Annotated in this window: 14 protein-coding genes and 1 riboswitch; of the genes, 4 read left to right on the forward strand and 10 right to left on the reverse strand. The window is 55.6% G+C overall.

Translation table 11 applies throughout. From position 1 onward, the window contains the following. Positions 1-176 precede the first annotated feature (176 nt). The 3 genes from KRAC_RS24245 to KRAC_RS24255 all read left to right on the forward strand — a co-directional run bounded on the left by KRAC_RS24245 (position 177) and on the right by KRAC_RS24255 (position 3,429). Positions 177-1,511 (forward strand): FAD-binding oxidoreductase, encoded by a 1,335-nt coding sequence (locus tag KRAC_RS24245; RefSeq protein WP_007911680.1) that lies wholly within the window; start codon positions 177-179, stop codon positions 1,509-1,511. A 41-nt stretch (positions 1,512-1,552) separates the two neighbouring features. Beyond that, a complete protein-coding gene (locus tag KRAC_RS24250) occupies positions 1,553-2,293 on the forward strand; it encodes an SDR family oxidoreductase (protein WP_007911681.1) in 741 nt (246 codons plus the stop codon). Positions 2,294-2,469: 176 nt separating this feature from the next. Beyond that, complete coding sequence (locus KRAC_RS24255; protein ID WP_157507006.1) at positions 2,470-3,429, forward strand: alpha/beta hydrolase; 960 nt, start codon at positions 2,470-2,472, stop codon at positions 3,427-3,429. Positions 3,430-3,541: 112 nt separating this feature from the next. Here KRAC_RS24255 and KRAC_RS24260 read toward each other — a convergent pair whose 3' ends face one another. The 8 genes from KRAC_RS24260 to KRAC_RS24295 form a co-directional block, all read right to left on the reverse strand. After that, the gene (locus tag KRAC_RS24260) at positions 3,542-4,591 is read right to left on the reverse strand and encodes an ABC transporter substrate-binding protein (RefSeq protein ID WP_007911683.1); all 1,050 of its coding nucleotides are present in this window, start codon (positions 4,589-4,591) and stop codon (positions 3,542-3,544) included. Between the two features lie 139 nt (positions 4,592-4,730). Beyond that, positions 4,731-5,549 carry an ABC transporter permease gene (locus tag KRAC_RS24265; RefSeq protein ID WP_007911685.1) on the reverse strand — a complete coding sequence of 273 codons (819 nt, stop codon included), beginning with the start codon at positions 5,547-5,549 and terminating at the stop codon, positions 4,731-4,733. Between the two features lie 123 nt (positions 5,550-5,672). Beyond that, entirely contained in the window at positions 5,673-6,473 is an 801-nt protein-coding gene (locus KRAC_RS24270) for an ABC transporter ATP-binding protein (protein ID WP_007911687.1), read from the reverse strand. Positions 6,474-6,676: 203 nt separating this feature from the next. Next, positions 6,677-6,785: riboswitch (TPP riboswitch) on the reverse strand. Between the two features lie 303 nt (positions 6,786-7,088). Then, on the reverse strand, positions 7,089-8,555 hold the full coding sequence (locus tag KRAC_RS24275; protein WP_007911689.1) for an NADH-quinone oxidoreductase subunit N: 1,467 nt from the start codon (positions 8,553-8,555) through the stop codon (positions 7,089-7,091). Between the two features lie 59 nt (positions 8,556-8,614). Then, positions 8,615-10,228, reverse strand: a complete 1,614-nt coding sequence (locus tag KRAC_RS24280; protein ID WP_007911691.1) for a complex I subunit 4 family protein — start codon at positions 10,226-10,228, stop codon at positions 8,615-8,617. Positions 10,229-10,237: 9 nt separating this feature from the next. After that, a complete protein-coding gene (gene nuoL, locus KRAC_RS24285; RefSeq protein WP_007911693.1) occupies positions 10,238-12,373 on the reverse strand; it encodes an NADH-quinone oxidoreductase subunit L in 2,136 nt (711 codons plus the stop codon). Between the two features lie 87 nt (positions 12,374-12,460). Then, a complete protein-coding gene (nuoK, locus tag KRAC_RS24290) occupies positions 12,461-12,787 on the reverse strand; it encodes an NADH-quinone oxidoreductase subunit NuoK (protein WP_007911694.1) in 327 nt (108 codons plus the stop codon). Positions 12,788-12,793: 6 nt separating this feature from the next. Beyond that, a complete protein-coding gene (locus KRAC_RS24295; RefSeq protein ID WP_007911696.1) occupies positions 12,794-13,321 on the reverse strand; it encodes an NADH-quinone oxidoreductase subunit J in 528 nt (175 codons plus the stop codon). 876 nt (positions 13,322-14,197) lie between these two features. Here KRAC_RS24295 and KRAC_RS24300 point away from each other — a divergent pair. Next, on the forward strand, positions 14,198-16,459 hold the full coding sequence (locus KRAC_RS24300) for a protein kinase domain-containing protein (protein WP_007911698.1): 2,262 nt from the start codon (positions 14,198-14,200) through the stop codon (positions 16,457-16,459). A gap of 56 nt (positions 16,460-16,515) precedes the next feature. Here KRAC_RS24300 and KRAC_RS62375 read toward each other — a convergent pair whose 3' ends face one another. Both KRAC_RS62375 and KRAC_RS24315 read right to left on the reverse strand, forming a co-directional pair. After that, positions 16,516-17,847 (reverse strand): calcium:cation antiporter, encoded by a 1,332-nt coding sequence (locus KRAC_RS62375; protein WP_007911700.1) that lies wholly within the window; start codon positions 17,845-17,847, stop codon positions 16,516-16,518. 135 nt (positions 17,848-17,982) lie between these two features. Next, on the reverse strand, positions 17,983-19,971 hold the full coding sequence (locus KRAC_RS24315) for a glycoside hydrolase family 15 protein (RefSeq protein ID WP_007911702.1): 1,989 nt from the start codon (positions 19,969-19,971) through the stop codon (positions 17,983-17,985). Positions 19,972-20,068: the final 97 nt, after the last annotated feature.

The following is a 20,068-nucleotide window of genomic DNA, read 5'->3' on the forward strand; positions in this document are numbered from 1 at the left end:
TAGTAGCCACATTTTCGCACAAATCGTTATGATAGTTGAACAAGTTCTAGTAGACTGACCATCTTCATTTGCAAGGTGCGCCGCCTGCGGCGGCAGGGGAGAGAGACGCAGAGGGGCTAACGCCCCTCTGCACGCCCCACTTCTTCGATTTATATCTATACGAGGGTACTCATAACATGTCGATACAGCGCACACCTCAATCCTGGGGCCGCTTCCCACGTGTGAAGCCCAATGCCGTGCTGCCAGTCTACTGGCGTCACGAGGTTCCACAACTCGATACACTTGAGAAGTCTATCCTGCCTTATGCCTATGGGCGCAGCTATGGTGATAGCTGCCTTAACGAGGGCGGTATCTCGCTTGATGTCAGCAATCTGCGTCACTTCATCTCCTTTGATGAGGAACAAGGCCTCTTACGCTGTGAGGCGGGCGTCTCTCTGGCCGAGGTACTGGAGCTGGCAGTACCTCGTGGCTGGTTCTTGCCTGTGACCCCTGGCACCAAGTTCGTCTCAGTTGGTGGCGCAATCGCGAATGATGTGCATGGCAAGAATCACCACAAAGGCGGCACCTTCGGCTACCATGTCACCCAGTTTGAGTTGCTACGCTCCGATGGCACACGTCTCATCTGCTCGCCCGAGCAGAACAGCGAGTTCTTCCAGGCCACCATTGGCGGTCTGGGCCTGACGGGCGTCATTCTCTGGGCCGAGTTCCGCCTGAAACCCATCCAGAACCCATACATTCAGATGGATAGTATTCTCTTCTCCTCTCTGGATGAATATCGGCAGATAGCTGAGGAGTCCGATAAAGGCTTTGAGTACACAGTCTCCTGGGTGGTCTGCCTCGGCAATGAGAAGGAGTTGGGGCGAGGGTTCTTCTCACGCGGCAATCATGATACGACGCAGCCCATGCCCAGCAATACTCAGGGAAAACACCTGCCCCTGGCCGTTCCTTTCGATTTCCCTTCTATTACGCTCAATCGCCTGACGATTCGTGCCTTCAACCTGGCAATCTATAATAAGCAGCGCAAGAAGTATGTCCATAAGCTCACGCACTATGATCCATTCTTCTATCCCCTCGACGCCATCCATGCCTGGAACCGCATGTATGGCAAGCGTGGCTTCTTCCAGTACCAGTTTGTCATTCCCTTTGAGGGCGGCTATGAGGCCATGAAGGAGATCATGCAAGAGATCAATCGCTCCGGAGAGGGGTCATTCCTGACCGTTCTCAAATCCTTTGGAGATGTTCGCTCGCCTGGCATGCTCTCCTTCCCGCGCCCTGGCCTGACCCTGGCCCTGGACTTCGCCAATCACGGCACACAGACCCTGCGCCTCCTCGACCGCCTGGATGCCATGGTTAATGCCGCCGGTGGCCTGATTTATCCTGCTAAGGACGCGCGTATGCATCCCGAAGACTTCCAGCGCTACTTCCCACGCTGGAAAGAGTTCGAGCAGTATATGGACCCACAATTTTCTTCCAGCTTCTGGCGTCGCGTCACACAGCCCGCTGCGCAATAGATAAAGCATACATACTACCAATCTGGAGTTATAAAAAAGTTATGGCAAAAATCCTTATTGTAGGCGCGACCTCAGCAATTGCCCAGGAGACAGCAAAATGTTTCGCCAAAGATGGTGCTGAACTCTTCCTGGTCGCACGCAGCCCTGAGAAAATGGCCGTTATCGCGGATGACCTCAAGGTACGTGGCGCCAAAAGTGTCGAAACCTTCGAGTTTGACGCCTCTGATCTTCATCGTCACCAGGAGATGTTCGACGCCGCACTCGCAACCATGGGTGAGCTAGATATGTTCCTCATCGCCCACGGGACGCTCGGCAGTCAGAAGGACTGCGAAGAGAGCGTGGCAGAGACCCTCAAAGAACTCAATACCAACTTTACCAGCGTCGTCTCACTACTTACAATTAGCGCCAACTACTTCGAGCGTCGTCACCAGGGTGTGATCGCGGCTATCTCATCTGTCGCGGGTGATCGCGGACGCAAGAGCAACTACGTCTATGGCACCGCCAAGGGCGCGGTCAACCTCTTCTTACAGGGCCTGCGCAATCGCCTGGCCAAATCTGGTGTGACGGTGGTCACGATTAAACCCGGCTTTGTCGATACCCCTATGACCGCGCACCTGCGCAAAGGCTTGCTCTTTGCCAAGGCCAGCGTAGTGGGCGAGGGCGTCTACCAGGCCATGCAGCAGAAGAGGGATATTGTCTATCTCCCCTGGTTCTGGGGCGGCATCATGCTTATAATCAAGGCTATTCCAGAGCGTATCTATAAAAATCTCTCATTAGGTTAGTAGACTTCTCGCGCCTGCGGCGCTCGCCTGGGTAGGGAGTGTGGTGGGCCTTGTCGGCCTGCGGCCGACAAGGCCCACCACACTCCCTACCCAGGAATAAGTGGCACACTCCCTACCCAGGAATAAGCGGTGTGGAACAGGGTGAGCGCCGCTTACCAGAAAGAATTTACGCATCGATGTTTGTTAATATACGCATGGAGGAGCCAATGACGCTTGATCCCCAGGTGGCCGCCTATTTGGCGTCCCTGCCAGTTGCAGAACCTGTTACATCTCTCGATGAGATGCGCCGCCAGAACACGTTCTCAGGCATTGTGAGTGGAGGCGAAACGATTCCGCTGGCCCAGGTGCATAACCGCGCCATTCCCGGGCCAGCGGGTGAGATACCGGTTCGCATCTATCGCCCCACGCCCGATAATGCCCTGCTGCCGGTCGTGCTCTATTTCCACGGTGGCGGCTGGGTGCTTGGCAATCTCGATACTCATGACAATATTTGCCGCTCACTGGCGAAACATACCCCCTGCGTGGTGATCGCGGTCGACTATCGCCTGGCACCCGAGCACAAGTATCCCGCCGCTCTTGAGGATGCCGAGGCCGCCCTCTTATGGGTAAACGCAAACGCCCAGGAGCTAGCTATAGACGCCTCACGTATCGCGGTGGCAGGAGATAGCGCTGGAGGGAATATCGCCGCCGCCCTCACGCTCCTGGCGCGCGATAGAGGCTATCCTTCACTCGCGGCCCAGGCCCTGGTCTATCCCGTGACCGACTATTATACTGGCGATCATGACTCCTACACGACTATTAAAGAGGGATACGGCCTCACCGTGCAGGATATGCGCTGGTTCTGGGATCAGTACCTTTCTACACCGGAAGAGGGCGAGCAGCCCTACGCGGCCCCTTTGCGCGCCCAGAATCTAGGGCACCTGCCGCCCGCGCTGGTTCTCGTCGCGGAGTATGATCCCCTGCGCGATGAGGGACAGAAGTACGCTCAACGCCTGCAAGAGGCTGGAGTGCCAACCCAATTTATCTACCTGAAGGGTCTGATCCACTCCTTCTTTCGTATGAATGGCGTCTTCTCTCACGCCCTCGAACACCAGCAAAACGTCGCCGCCTGGCTGCACTCCCGCTTCGAGGAATAGCTTTTCTCAATGCCCTCTTACTCATGATTGAAGTGGATGTCGTGCGGTGGACCTGTGGGTCCACCGCACGACATCCACTTCAATCATATGCGAGCGCCGCAGGCGCGAGAGGTCAACTCTTTCCAGGTAGAAATTCGTTGGTATAAAGCTGCTTAAAATCCATGCTCTTAATGGGCTTACCAGAGGCGTCCTGGATAGCACCCGCGTTCAACATAAAACCGGGATAGCCCTGCCAGGCCGCGTCATCCTGCACGCCCCACTGGCGCCCCGCATCGGCATAGTGAGCGCTATTAAAGGTTTGGCTATCCATGACGAAGGAGGTATCGGGAAAATTCTCCTTGCCCGCGCCATCAATAAGCATCTGCGCTGTCTCTTTGGGATGCTGGCGCGCATATTCATAGCCTTTGGCGGTCGCGGTCATAAACTTACGCAGCAGGTCCGGCTCGCTCTTCATCTGCTTTGAACCTGTAATGAGATTTGGCGTATAGTAGTCTGGAATGCCAAAGTCAGTAATGTAGAAGTAATTGAGCTTCAGTCCCTCGTGCTTCGCCTGGATGCCCTCGACCCCCTCAAAGATCCAGACAAAATCGATCTTATGCGATTTCAGCGCCTCCATGGCGTCCACATCAAGTGTGACATTGCGGAACTTGCCCTGACCACCATCCTTCTGGATCATGGCACTGACAACCGCGCCCTCATAGGGTGCGCCAAAGCCTCCGTAGGTCTTGCCATCCAGGTCACGCGGACGCTTGATACCCGAATCTGCCAGGGTCACCAGGGCAGAGGTATTATGCTGCAAGATAGCCGCAATCGACACCACAGGCTGGCCCGTGGCGGCATCGGCGACAATTGACTCAGTCGAACTAATACCGACATCCGCCTTGCCCTGGCTCACCAGCGTATCAGGCGAGACGCTGGACGAGTAAGGCAGCACCTTGAGGTCAATCCCCTGGTCTTTGTACCAGCCCTGCTGGAGCGCGGCGTAGATGCCGCTGTGGTTCGTATTAGGGGTCCAATCCAGGGCCAGGGTCATCTTCTTCAGGGGCTGCGACCCCGCTGGCGCGCCACTGGCATGTTGCTGCCAGAAGAAGGCGCCTACCACCACCAGAATGACGAGCACAGGGATGCCAAGGCCCGCCACTAAACGCGTTCGTGTGTTCATTACTCACTCCTTGAGAACTTTTAGAAAATATAACTAACCCCATCTACAGGGTGGGTATGTGACTTCTCGCGCCTGTGGCGCTCGCTAGGTAGTGTGCTGTGTGTTAGCAGCTGCAGGCTGCCGACACACAGCACACTACTTAGCGGTATTTGGAACCTGCGGGCATACTCGCTGCACCAAAGGCGCGCCTCTGCTCCGACTCCTGCCAGGGTAAGACGATATGCTCAACCAGGCTCACCAAAGCAAAGAGCGCCAGGCTCAGCACGGTTGTGATGACGATAGCCGCGAAAACCAGTACGATAGCATGCGCGTTAGCCGAGGTCTGCATAAAGATACCCAGCCCCTGCTCCGCGCCTACGTATTCGCCAATGATAGCCCCGGTCACGCTATAGGTCGCGGCGATGCGCAGGCCTGAAAAGAATGAAGGCATCGCTCCCGGCAAACGCACCAGCCAGAGGATCTGCCAGCGCGAGGCCCGCATGCTGCGCATCAGCCGTACCAGGTCGGGATCAACGCTCAACAGGCCATCGGCACAGGCCACCGTGATCGGGAAGAAACAGTACAGCACCACCAGGATTACCTTGGGCAAGATATCGAAGCCAAACCAGACCAGCAATAGCGGCGCCAGGGCCACCATGGGAATGGTCTGCGAGGCCACCAGTAGGGGATAGAGCGCTCTCCTAAGCCAGGAAGAGAGATCGATAGCCACTGCAATAGCCACGCCCAGAACCGTGGCCAGTGCCAGGCCCAGGACCGTCTCTACCATCGTCTGAATGGAATGCGTGAGTAATACATCACGCTTATTCTCCAGTGCGGCCAGAATTGCGCTAGGCGCTGGCACAAGCGTGGCATCTATACGACCAGCTCGCACACCAACTTCCCACAGGAGCAAGAGTGCCACCACCAGCACAAAGGCCGGACCATAGGCGGCAAAGCGCCGCCAACGACTCTCATTCATGCGCACTGCTCCTTAATGCAAAAACACTTAACATATTCAGCTTTGCCTTGTTATACTCTTCTTGCTAATCCAGGCTGGATGCGGGAAGCGACTGCTGAGCTATCTGACTATTTCCTCGATCCGTCAGAGGATCCCGCAATGCAATTTGAGTAGTAGTTCAACCAGTTCGCGCTCCAACTTGAGCGCATCCGGCTCGGTCAGTTGCTCCTGCCTGCGCGGGCGTGGCAGGTTGACGTCCACCACGCGCAAAACACCAGCCGGGCGCGCGCTCAGCACATAGATACGATCCGAGAGGAGGATAGCCTCGCGCACATCATGCGTGATAAACAGGACGCTCGCATGCACCTCCTGCCAGAGATCAAGCAGCCACATCTGCAAGGAGAGGCGTGTCAGGGCATCCAGCGCGCCCAGCGGCTCATCCAACAGAAGAAAATCGCGATTGAACAGGACCGTGCGTAACAGAGCCACGCGCTGCTTCATGCCTCCTGAGAGTGTCGCCGGGTAGTGCTGGGCGAACTCACTCAAACCAAAGTGAGCCAGCAAGGCTCGCGCCTCCTCCTGAGCCTGCTTGCGCGGCACGCGCCGCACGTCCAGCCCCAGCATGACGTTCTCCTCGACCGTGCGCCAGGGCAGGAGCAGCGGCTGCTGGAGCATATAGCCGCACTTCCCCGCACGCTTACCCTCGACACCATCTATCACCACCAGGCCCTGGTCTGGCTCCTCCAATCCAGCAATGATATTGAAGAGGGTGCTCTTACCGCAGCCACTCGGTCCTATCAGCGTCACAAACTCGCCTTTTTGGACCTGCAGGTCCAGGGGCCGCAACACCTCCAGCCGCTGCTTCCCCGTGCCATACCTCCTACTCACACCTTTTACCAGGAGCTTCAGCGGCTCCTCTGCCTGTCGGTCTGCTTCATCGTCCATAGGCTATATTCACCATCTTCTATGCGCCTGCGGCGCTTGCCTGTGTGGTGGATGGATGTGATAGGTGTGCTGGCAGCCGAAGGCTGCCAGCACACCTATCACATCCATCCACCACACAAAAAAACCGTGCTCCCAGGGAGGGAACACGGCTAGCGTCTTGCGATATGGCGGCCATATAGAAATGCTGAAATGCTCTGGCCTCGGCATACCGGTTGCTGCTTCCCTCCGCTGGTATTATCCAGATCAGGTTCTTGTAAGGGTCGACGGCGTCTCAGCCGTCTCTCAGCCACAAAGGCTCCCCTAGCAGTTTTTCTTGTTTGTCTATCTACTCAAGACTTCTCGCCACTTCGTGGCTCGCAGGGGTAATGGGATGTGGTGGAAAAAGACCTGCGGTCTTTTTCCACCACATCCCATTACCCCTGCGAAGCGTCGCAGACGCTGAGTAGTTACATTTGTTAATATGCGAAGCGTCGCAGATGTTGAGTAGTTACATGGTAAATGTGCGTTCTTCTTACCGCATAGTATAACACAAATACTGGTCGTGCTGTAATATTGTAAACAGAAAACGAGGCACGTCTTGGACGTGCCTCGTTTTCTGTTTACAATACTACCTACCTAGCGAGCGAGCAGGATGCTCGCAGCTGGGCTGGCGACATTGAGGAAGACCTGCGCCACGAAGGTGATAACGATCAGCGCCACCGTGGTTAAGAGCAGGGCTGTGCTCAGGCCCATGGTTGGCACCAGGCGGTCTTCCTTGACGGGCTTGTCAAAGAACATGACCTTGATGATGCGGCCATAGTAAACCAGCGAGACAACGCTGTTGAGCAGCGCCACAATCACCAGCCAGGACTGGCCCAGGCTCCAGGCGGCGGAGAAAAGGAAGACCTTACTCCAGAAACCAGCCATGGGCGGGATACCCGCCAGCGAGAGCAAACATAGGGCTGTTCCCAGGCTCAGCGAGGGCGAACGCTGCCAGAGGCCACGGAAGTCCTCGATGCGCTCACCACCCGTCAGATTTGCCAGGGCAATGATGCCCGCGAAGGCGCCCAGGTTAGTGATCACATAGACCAGGATGAAGAAGAGGACCGAGCTATTGCCCTCAGGGCGATTGGTTGCGAAGCTACCGATAAAGCCCACTAGGATATAGCCCGCCTGCGCGATGCTCGAATAAGCCATCATGCGCTTGACGTTGCTCTGCACCGCCGCGACGAGGTTACCCAGCGTCATGGTCAGGACGGCAACGATAGAGAACGCGATGACCGTCGTTGAGACATCAACCACGTTGAGGCCACCAAACATGAAGACGCGAATCAGGGCCGCGAAGCCAGCCGCCTTTGAGCCAACCGAGAAGAAGGCCGTAGCGGGCGTTGGCGCGCCCTCGTAGATATCTGGCGCCCACATGTGGAACGGCACCGCGGAGATCTTGAAACCAAAGCCAGCCAGAATCAGGATATTGGCGACGATGACGACCATATTGCCCTGAGCAATCTTGGAGAAGGAGGCCGCGATACCAGCCAGGTCGGTTGTACCCGTCAGGCCATACAGCAGCGCGAAACCGTAGAGCAAGATAGCCGAAGACATCGCACCGAGCAGCACATATTTCACTGCCGCCTCAGCCGAGCGCTCATCATGGCGCAGCATACCCGCCATGACATACAGCGGAATACTGGTCAGCTCAAGCGCGATATAGATCGTAATCAGCTCAGTCGTGCTCGCCATGAACATCATGCCGACGGTAGAGAAAAGCAGGAGCGCGTAGAACTCGCCGGTCGCCTTCACATACTTGCCAACATATTCATAGGAGGTGAGCGCCATAACCGCGGCGATCACCAGGAAGATAAGCTTAAAAAAGAGCGCATACGTATCTACGATCAGCATATTGCTGAACGCCTTCTGCGTTCCCGTGTGCGTCAGGGCCAGAGAGATCGTGAATCCCGCTGAGATCAGCAAGCCCACCAGTGAGACCCCGGCGATGACTCTGCGGCTTTTGACAAAAAGGTCGACCGCCATCACCACCAGCGCCATCACCACCAGGCTAAGCTCAGGTGAGAGCAGGTAGAGATCAATAGGTTGAAATTGCATAAGAACTCCTCGTTTGATCATGGCGGACCCCGCAGAGTCCAGCCACGATCAAGGCGACCTTACTTTATCGTTGCCACAGCCAGCTGCATGATATGGGACAGGCTGGGTGTAATCACATCAATGAGCAGCTTGGGATAGACACCAATGATCACAATCAAGCCAGCGAGCGCAAAGAGCGGAATCATCTCGCGGGGGCTTGCATCGGGCAGCCAATCCCATTTCTTGTTAAATGGACCAAAGAAGACGCGCTTCATCATCCACAGCAGGTAGCCCGCGGTGAAGATCATGGTGAAGACGCTGATAATCGTCACAACGGTCCAGATCTTGAAGCTACTGGTGAAGACCATGTATTCCGCGACAAAGCCAGCCAGGCCAGGCAGACCCGCCGATGCCATCGCGGCGAAGACAAAGATCGTGCCCAGAATCGGCATACGCTTAGCCACACCACCAAAGGCCGCGATATCACGTGTATGCGCCACGTCGTAGATCACGCCGACGCAGAAGAAGAGCAGACCAGAGATGATACCATGGCTAAAGAGCTGAATAGTCGCGCCAGTCAGCGCCGCCTGGCGGAAGGCGATATCGCCTGCGCCAGCCGCCGCGGCCACGCCCAGCAGCACAATACCCATGTGGCTGACGCTCGAATACGCGATCAGCTTCTTCATATCGCTCTGCACCAGGCAGATCAGGGCACCATAGATGATGTTGATAATCGCGATCACCGCCAGCCAGCCCGCGAAGTCATGCACACCCTGGGGGAAGAGCGTGAAGCAGACGCGGATCAGACCATAGGCACCCATCTTCAGTAGGATACCAGCCAGGATCACACTGACCTCGGTCGGCGCATCGGTGTGCGCGTCTGGAAGCCAGGTATGGAAGGGGAACATCGGGATCTTCACGGCGAAGGCCACGAAGATCAGCAGGAAGACCACCAGTTGCAGGCTCGCGGTCACGCCCAGGAACGGCAGGGCAATCGTGCCCCTCACCATGTGCGTGGGATCGGCGAAGTACGCCATATTGGCAGTCGCCGTCGCGCCAGGAAGGCCTACATTGTTGAAGTAGAGCAGCAGGATACCCGCCAGCATAAAGATACTGCCGAAGAAGGTATACAGCAGGAACTTCCAGGCCGAGTAGACGCGACCGGGAACCCCGTGCTTCAGCTGCTCATTGCCCCAGACACCGATCAGCAAGAACATCGGCGCCAGCTCAATCTCCCAGAAGAGGAAGAACAGGAAGAGGTCCAGGGCCATAAAGACGCCCATGACGCCACCTTCCAGGAAGAGGATCAGCGCCAGGTAATCCTTGACGCGCGTCTTCTTCCAGCCGCCGATAACCGCCAGAACGGTTAAGAAAGCATTTAAAATGACCAGGGGGAGGCTCAGGCCATCGATCCCTAGGAAGTAATCCACATTGAACTGAATCTTACCTGCCTGGAAACGAATCCAGGGCACATTGACTGAATCCCGCAGGTGTGTTAAATCGCCAAATCCCTGACCACTCGCTTGAATTCGATACCACGTAGACAGTGTCAGAGCAAAAACAGCCACTGCGACCACCAGGGCAGCCCAGCGAGCGGCCTTTGATGGCACAAGATATACCACCAGCGAACCAAGGATTGGTAGCAGGATAATCCAGGTAAGATCACTGCCGAAAATTTGTTGTAAAGCCGTCATGATCCTCTATTATCCTCTCGCAAACGTGATCAGGACAAAGGCGAGCACTGCGAGCACTGCCACGCCGCCGAAGAAGCCAACCATGTACGCCTGAACGCGGCCCGTCTCGACTCGGCGCGCGCCGCGACCGAAGATCGTTACCAGGTCAGCCGCCCCATTCACAATGCCGTCGACCACGTAGGTGTCGAAGGCCTGTGCCAGGTAGGAGATACCCAGGACAGCATAGCGCACAAACCAGTTGTACAGGTCGTCAATGTAGTAGCGGTTAAAGAGCACGCGATGCACCGTGCGCAGGAAGGCACTTCTCTGCACAAAGGCGTCTATCTTCGCAGGCTCGGTACGGCCATACATTGCCAGGGCCGTCACCAGACCAACCAGGGAGACCGCCACACCAATCCAGGTGTCGGGAAGCGACAACAGGTGCGGGATATCCAGGCTCGGGGCATCGGGATTCAGGTACTTGAAGAACCCGGTCCAGTAACCAGCTACGACAGAAGGAATCGTCAGCAGCAGCAGCGGAATGGTCATCGTCAACGGAGACTCGTGGACGTGTCCCTCGCCGCGATAGGTGCCGCCCCACAGGCCAAAGAACTTCCCATCCGGGCCACCGAAGGCCAGGATGAAGGCGCGCAGCATGTAGAAAGCGGTCAGGCCAGCGGTCGCCAGCGTGAGGATATAGGAGAACCAGTCATGTTGCTCAAAAGCCAGGCCAATAATAGTCTCTTTACTAAAGAAACCGGAGAAGAAGGGGAAACCTGAAATGGCCAGCGTCGCGACCAACCACGTTGCCGCGGTAATCGGCATACGAGTCGCCAGGCCACCCATCAGGCGCGTATCCTGAACCTCGCGGTGCATCGCGTGGTGCAGACCATGCAGCACACTACCAGCACCCAGGAAGAGCAGGGCCTTGAAGAAGGCGTGAGTGAACAGGTGGAACATACCAGGTCCGGCACCATACTCGGGACCAGCCACACCCAGGCCAACAAACATATAGCCCAGCTGGCTAATAGTCGAGAAAGCCAGCACGCGCTTGAAGTCCGACTGGACTAGGGCAATTGTCGCCGCGAAGAAGGCCGTAAAGGCACCAACCCAGGCCACGACATGGAAGGCAATAGGATCAGCGGCCGCGAAGAGCGGGAAGGTACGCGCGACCATGTAGACACCAGCGGCGACCATGGTTGCCGCGTGGATCAGCGCGCTAACAGGGGTAGGGCCCTCCATCGCCGAGGGAAGCCAGACATGCAGCGGGAATTGCGCCGACTTACCAATCGCACCACAGAAGACCAGGATCATCGCCACAGCCAGCAGGCTCTTATCCATGCTTGCGATTGAAGCCTGGATCTGAGAGAACTCGAAGGAGCCAGCATGCGCGAAGAGAATCATGATACCAATGATGAAACCCACGTCGCCGACGCGGTTGGTAACAAAGGCTTGCAGCGAAGCGCTCGCGGGCGAGGGACGCTGCTCCTCAGGCTTGGCACGTTTATTGATCCAGAAGCCGATGAGCAGATATGAGCTCAGACCTACCAGTTCCCACCCGGTAAAGATGACCAGGAAGTTGCGGGAGAAGACGATCACCAGCATTGAAAAGGCAAATAGTGACAGGTAGGAGTAGAAGCGAGCATAGCCCGCCGAGTTCTCCATATAGCCCTGAGAATAGAACTGTACTAGCAGGGTGATAGAGGTCACTACGACCAGCATCGTAATCGCCAGGTTATCCAACTGGAAGGCCACCTGGTATTTTAAATTGCCGAAGGCCACCCAGTCATACTGGAAGACCGTCAGGCCATTATGAAGAGCTTCAGGATGGATGGCTGTGTTAAACAGCAGCACCCAGGAATAAGCACAGGCCAGGGCCATAATCAGCATTGCCGCATAGGCGCTTGCCTTGGCCCAGACAGAAAGGTGGGGAACTTTGGGATCTTCGTCGTCCTCGTCGCCATGGACATCATGGCCACCTTGACTTCGATGCTCTTCCCCATCATGGGACTCATCCGCATGCCCATGATCTCCATGTCCGCCTGCGGCCACCTCAACACGTGGTCGACCCAGTAGGTCCAGAACACGCGTGCCGAAGATGATGACCACAAAGGCCAGGAGCGGAGCAAACAGGATCGCCCAGGAATAAGTATACAACGAATCCATACTAATTAACACCGTGCGCGAACAGTCACAACCCTACAGGACAGGAGAGGCGCACTAACTCCTTTCTCTTTTGCGACCCGGACGGCACTAAAACTTCAGCATGTTGATCTCGCCGACATCGACGGTGTCACGTTTGCGGTAGATAGCAATGACCATCGCCAGCGCGACAGCGGCCTCAGCGGCAGCTACAGTAATAATGAAGATAGCGAAGATTTGACCGGTCAGATAATTCGCGTAGGGTTGCACCTGGTTGAAGTAGGAAAAACCAACCATTGTGACATTAACGGCGTTGAGCATCACCTCGATGCCCATCAATACTGCGATAGCATTGCGCTTGGCAATCGCGCCATACAGCCCAATACAAAAAAGGATGGCACCCAGTACCAGGAAGTGGTTTAGCGTCAGATGCTGCATAGCCTCTTAATCCTCCCTACCGATAACAATCGCACCCACAATCGCTACCAGCAGCACCACGGAGGCAATTTCGAAGGGCAGGATGTAGCTATAGGACGTGGGGCTGTAAAGCAATTGCCCAATCGCAACAACATTATTAATGTGGGCAGGTAGTTGATGGCCCCCACCAGTGCTGGTATTTGAAATCGCAAGCGTACTATTGAATAAGCCGTACAAAATGCTTCCGCCAACAAAGGCGCTGATGATGGCTGCAATCCACCAGAGCCTGTTCGCTGGATTTGTGCGCTGTAGCCCCCCAATGCGCGTCAACATCAGCGCAAAGAGGATCAAAATGGTTACCGCGCCTGCATAGATCAGAATTTGTACAATAGCGATGAATTCGGCGTTGAGCAGGATATAAATACCACCAGCCATCACAAACACAAAAAACAACGCAATCGCGCTGTGTACAATGTTACGAAGGCTGACTACCAGCAACGCCGCCACCACCAGGATCGTTGCCAGGATCCAGAACATAAGGGCGGCAAAGTCCATAAAAAAACCTCCGGGTAATATCGGATCGTAATTTCAGTTCTTGGACAAGAGGAGAAGATTACATCCCATTTGGTACTCTATAGGTTGTATTGTATCACCCACAACGAGAGGTAGAATACCAATGGGTATTCTACTTAGCCAGGCAAGTGCAAACCCCTAAACGGCCTACACCTGGGGGTCATCATTGTACGAGGTCACGTCCACGTGAGCCTCTTACCTCTCATTACACGAAAGGCTCCTGGTAGATAGTGTCACCATTACCCGGATCTGCTACCCCTTTGAGGCTATACCTGTTGCAAGGGTTTGCACTGACAGCGTTTGCGTCGTTCCAGGTAACGGTTCTCGTTACATGGGAGGAAGAGTGCCTGTTATCCCATTTGGGATTCTAGCAAAACATAGGAGTCATGACAAGGGGAAAAACGGGTCACCAACCGCCTTCTCTCTCAATTGCATGTCACTTCCACCAGAAGATCCACCTTTTTAGGGAGAAACATTTCGCTTCCTCATACGTCTATGCTTAATAATAGTGAGGAAAAGCTTAACTACTTTACGGCCTCATACGTATACTTAACTATGGGGTCTACCCTTTAGCTTGTGCAGCAAATTCGGGAGAGCGGGTACTCCCCTGTTTATCCTATATCACTCTGTGTAGTCCCCGTTCTATCCAGATTTGCTACACACTAGTGTGTAGACTCTCGTTGTGTCACAATAGCCATGCATATTTGCCAACTTCCGAGCCAAGCAGGCGATTATAGCGCGCCTTCTTCGCGAAATATCATCTGACATGCCGTTGATAACGCTTCTGGTACATACCTGGTATGCTATAATTTTCTTAGACACGATAACTCTAGAGTAAAAAAGGCGTAGTAGAGGAACATGAGCGTAACACAAACTCCATCTGACCAGAAACAGCCCACGACCGTGCGCTGCAATAACTGCAACGCGGTCCTGCCCCCACACGCAACTTTTTGTGGCTCCTGCGGCCAGCGCATAGATAAAACCGTCAGAACCATGACCCCTATAGATCAGAGTGATATCGCTGAGCGCTATCGTATCACCTCCCTCATTCATCGCAATGGTCAGGTGCAACTCCTCTTCGCCCAGGATAATCAGTCGCATCACCAAGTCATCATCCGCGATATCGATCTCTCGGCGCTCGATGAAGCCGCACAACAACAAGCTCTTGAAGCCGCTCAGCAAGAGTGTGAGTTGTTACGCCAGAAACGCATCCCAGATTTAACCCCTGCCATAGACCTGCGCTACTTTCAGGAGCACCTCTACCTGGTAGCGGACTGGCCTTTCGCGGGCGGAGAGAAGAAACAAGATGCCCGACATCGCCAGACGCTGCATGACCTCCTGGAAAGCGAAGCGGGGCTTCCCGATGAAGATACAGCCATTAGCTGGGGTTATCGCCTGAGCAAAGTGGTCGAACGTCTGCATAAACAAAATATTGTTCTCGGCGACTTCGATCCGCACGTGATCCTGGTGGATGGTAACGCCTATGATGGCCTGCCAGCCTTGATGGTCTCCTGGCTCCCGGCCGCCATTCGGAACTTGCTAGATGCTTCGACGCTGGATGACTCGACTCAGGTCACGACCCGCAATCCCTTCAGCGCCCCCGAGACACAGCAGGGCAAATATGATCGCAGCACGGATATCTATAGCCTGGGGGCGATCCTCTACCTCCTACTGACCGGGACGGCGCCAGACGAGACCACACAGCGCAAAAAACGCGCCTCAACCTCGCCACGTGAGATCAATCCCCAGATTGGCAGTAAGATCGACGAGGTCGTGAGCAAGGCCCTGAGCACAGATCCAGCCAAACGCTTTCGCAGCGTCAAAGAATTCGCGGAGATCCTGCTCGACCTCTCTTCGAGCACCAAGCCCGTGCGCCCGGTGAAAAACGCCAACCGTATGACGCGTAAGCGCGCCCAGATTGTCCAGGAGAATCAAGCGCTCTCGCAGACGACGCAGAGGCAAGCTATCACAGCGCCAGGTACTAACTCTGAGGCAGCCTCTGCTGCCACCAGTGAGGGCGAGAAGACGCTCATCATTCCGAGAGATAGCGAAGCCACCATCATTGTTCGGTCTCACTCCAAAGCACAATCACAGTCGCCAGAGAAGACCGTGCCAGGGGCCGCTGTCCCGCCAAAGCCGGAGACCAACACCAGCGAACACACGGCGACCTCAACGCCCGAGGCGGCAACAGCCTCTGCAAGCGCCATTGAGGATATCAAGACCCAGCAGATCGCAACCATCAATAGCGAGAAAACAATCAGTATGCCAGCGCTCTCGCAACAACCCAGAGCGACCGCCGATATTGATACACAGGCCATCGATGCCCAACCTACGATGGCCCTGAGCCTGCCACCCACACCCAAGGCCATACCAGCGGCACAACCACATCGGGAAGAAGCCTCGACCTCCCAACCCGAGACCGAGAAACCAGCCAGATGGGAGAACGACAATGGCCTGGTCGCCGATCTGAAATCATTCCTGCCAGCATCCAACGCGCTGCCAGCGAAAATCAAGGAGCACCAGTTGGTACAGCGTGTGCGCGAGCGCGTCAATGATCGCTTCCTGCCCGCAATCTCGCACATCGTTCGTTCGCTGAGCACACAGGCCAAGGAGACCAGTGCCAAGCATCCGGTACTCCAGCAATTGCAACACTTTATCCTGGGTGTTCAGCGCCGTGATATCGCAGCCGCGGCCCTCATCGAGATTCCGCTACGTGTCCAACCAGATCAGAGCTATACGTTGCGCATCAGCGTCATGGGACGCGATGAGCCGCATGTTCCTGACGAGGCGACCACCGATACTCCCCTCAGTGGACTGAGTGCTCTCGCGGCGGGCGACCTGGTACATATCGAGATCCGCACCACCCTCGTCCAGCGCCTGGCCTATGTCGTACAAAAGGCCGATATCCAGGTGCCACGCAAGGGCTACGCTGCTGAGGTCACGATTCCAATGCAGCCCTTTGAAAGCTCGGTCGCCGGACGCCGTGAACGCCTCTATGTTCATTTCACCGACGAATTTCGCAATCCACTCTATGAGCAGCCTTTCGCGGTCGAACTCTTCGTCTCGCCGCTCGTACAGGCTGGCCGCGAGGGCCACGACGTCCTCACCATCCCTTTCTAGAGTATGAAAAAGGGCAGTGGACGGGTCGCGACCCGTCCACTGCCCTTTTTCATACTCTAGACGCCGAAGACAAAGACAGTCCCCGCCATCATGCCAAAAAGCAGGATCAAGAGCAAACCCTCAAGCCAGACAAGCTCACCATCCCTGGTAATTTCGCTGAACAAGAAGGTCGTCAGGCCCAGTACTGAGAGTTCAACCACGCTAAACACCAGGTCCAGGCGCTGTGGCATAAAGAGACTGATCAGCACCAGGATCGGAGCCACCAGCAGGGCGATCTGGATCGAAGAGCCAGCCGAGGCAGCCAGGACCATTCCAATGCGCTTATCCAGCGCCATAGAGATGGTATTAAAGTACTCGGGCAAGGCACCAATCAGAGGCAAGAAGACCAGTCCCACAAAGGCATCATTCCAGCCCAACGTCTTCGTTACAGGCTCAATTGAGCCCACAAGAATTTCAGAAACGAGGGCCACCCCAATTGTGGCCGCGGCTAACAAGAGCAGAGAACGCCACAGAGGCGGCTTATGCTCCTGTGTCTCCACTTTTTTCGCCTCGGGACGAGCCAGGTTAGTGGCAACTGGATCAAGGGTGGTAGCAGGCTGTCCAGCCTGTTCTGGCTCGCCCTGCGCCTTGACTGGCACGGCACTACGCGCCTTCTCGTGCTCCATAATAGCGTCAACGGCGCTATCGATCTTCTTCAGTGTACCTGTCTTCCCCTGGATTCCACTCTGAATCACGTGGTGCCGATACGTGAGCAAGCGCGAGATAGCGGCCATGGAACGTGCGCCTACAGTCACGTTCAATTCCTCTTCGCCCTCCTCCACTTTGTCGCCTACGTGGAAAACACTGAAGAGCACCGACGCCAGGTAGCCCACGAGCAGCACCACGGCCACGTAATCCGAGAGATTATGCTCCATCGCAGGGTCATAATGGACGGCTTTAGCCTGAAAACCGGCCAGGGTAGGTAGAATCAAGCCTCCCATGCAGAGCGCGAAGAGCGAGGCGTACTGACTTGCGGGGCGCGTTTCAAACTTCAGGCGCCCATGCTTAAAGCCTCCTACACAAACGGAAATCCCCAGGACCAGAAGCGCATTGCCCAGGATGGCCCCAATAATAGAGGCGCTGACAACGTTGACCAGGCCCTGGCGCAAGGCCAGAATACTAATAATGAGCTCGGTGGCGTTGCCAAAGGTCGCGAATAGCAGTCCGCCAATGCGCTCACCTGTGTGCTCAGCGACCTCCTCAACGGCCTGTCCAATAAGCGCAGCCAGAGGCACAATGCCCAGGGCAGCAATCAGAAACAGCAGGAGTGGTGGAAGTTCAATATGCAAAAGATCAAGTCCTATCGCGATCACAGCGAAGAGCAATAGGAAATATAGCCAGCGCGGCATCTGGTTTTCCTCCCTAAACACGATAAACATTGTCTCCACATATGTCTCATCGATGAAGTGGCGCGGCTTGCCACTTCATTCTTACACGCATATGTGGGCAGAACCGTTGTAGCACGGCATGCTCATCAGTATATCTTATTTCCCCTGTAGATGCGCATATTTTCCCAGGTACCAGCGAATGGTCATGACAAATTCGGCCTGGCTCCAGGTCAACGGTGAGACGCTCAGCGGCTCACCGTTAAAAGGATGGACCTGCTCGGCCATGATGCCGCTGGCTAATGCATGCTTATGCACCCAATCCAGGAGTGGAAGCGCCTCGTGCAAGGCATCGAGCGATTGCGCACAGGCAATACGATACTGCGCAAGCCAGAGGGTACATATAAACCACGGATTTCCCTGCGCCTGGGTCATATCGTGCGTGACTTGATAGTAGTAATCGTTCTCGTAGCGCGCCATACCACCCACCTCGGTCTTCACCCAGAGCACCTGCTCCAGGGCCTGCATCGTCGCGCGCAACTGGGGATCATTCACCGACAGCATCCCAAAGAGGAAGAGGCCACACAGGCTGCTATCCAGCGTGGCATCCTTGCGAATGGTGCCATCTTGCTCGACAACAAGCATACGCACAAAATGCCCTCGCTGCTCATCCCAGAAATGCTGGATGGTCGCTACTTTAATCTCTTCGGCCGCCGCCTGGTACTTTGCCGCCAGGTCCTTCTCGCCAAAGAAGCTAGAGAAGTTGGCCGCCGCCTGCAAGCCAGCGTATACCGCGGCATTGGTAAAAGCTAAGATGCCGCGCCGCTCCTCCCACAGGTCAAAGGAGGCACCAGGTAGGCCCGTCGTCTGCTCACGATAGGAAATGAGAAAATCGGCTGCGGGAACGATCAGGGAACGGAAGTGTGGAGCTACAAACTCGACATCGCGAAAACAAAGGTAGTGCTGCCAGAGACTATAGATCACCAGGGCCGTTTCATCCTCCTGAATGGGGAGTTGGGGCTTTCCCTCGTCATCGACCCAGGCCTGCCAACTACTGCCCCAGGAGCGATCTGGATTATATTTGTGCAACAGGTAGCCATCCTCCGTCAGCACGCCAGCACAGAAGTCAAAGAAGCTACGCGTAATCTCGCCATAGCCCGCATGACTCAGGGCATTGGCGACAAGGGCGCCATCCCGTGGCCACATGTAGGAGTAGCTATCGTTATTGTAATGCTGGACATCCGCGTCATTGGCCGCCATGATCGCGCCACCCGCGTCAATCTGCGTGCGCAGCACCAGCAAACTACGTTTATAGAGATCAACCAGCTCGGGTGACAGGTCCGCGAAGGCCTGTCCCTGCTTGTTCACCCAACACAACCAGTAGTTACGTGTGCGCTCAAGCAGGCCTTCAGCACCACGCTCACGCACGAGCTGATCGAGCTGTACAACCGCAGGTAGATTCGAGCCGACCGTGAGCCAGTGATAGGCAAGCTCGCTCTTTCCTGCCTGGATGATTGGCAGGTGGAGGGCAATGGTGCCATCCACGGAGCCCTGCGCGATAGGGTGGCACCCAAGTTCCCCATCTTCAGCGTCGCGCCAGGTCCCCTCCGCGCCATTCACCTCTTTGACGCCTGTGGCCCAGCTACTCACGCCCGTCACACGCTGCTCCCCCTGGCCCACCTGCCCACTCTGCAGAAAATAGCCCTGCTGCTTGTAGGCAATCAACGCCTGCTGTTGGGGGTAGTAAAAGACCGTATTGGCATCCCGGTCGTTCCAGATATGCCAATCGTAGTGGAAGAAGAGTCGAACATTCCGCGCCTGCCCAGCCAGGTTTGTGACCTCAATCCGCCGAATCAAAATTGGGCGATCAAAATCTACCACGTCCGCGCACACCAGGCGCACCTGCAGTCGTGGATGCTCCAGCGTGACATGGGTTATCAGCGTCTCTTTCTCATAGAGAAGCTCTCGCCGCCACTCTGGCGCGTCAAGCCAGGCAAACTGCCCATCCACCCAGATACCTGTATGCGAAATATCGCCCGCGGTATGTAACTCCTGACCAACATGTGGCCAGTAGATATCGCGCAGGTTATAGCTTTTATCAAAGTTGACAAGCAAGTGGCCATTGCCCAGTGGAAGATCTCGTGGCATAAAAGCCTCCTTATTTCGGATCAGAAGTAACTCTTGTGAAGATTGAGTTTTTCTGCGATACTCTATGATGCGACATAAGAAAGAAGAAGGTTAGGCA

Source organism: Ktedonobacter racemifer DSM 44963 (assembly GCF_000178855.1).
GTDB lineage: Bacteria > Chloroflexota > Ktedonobacteria > Ktedonobacterales > Ktedonobacteraceae > Ktedonobacter > Ktedonobacter racemifer.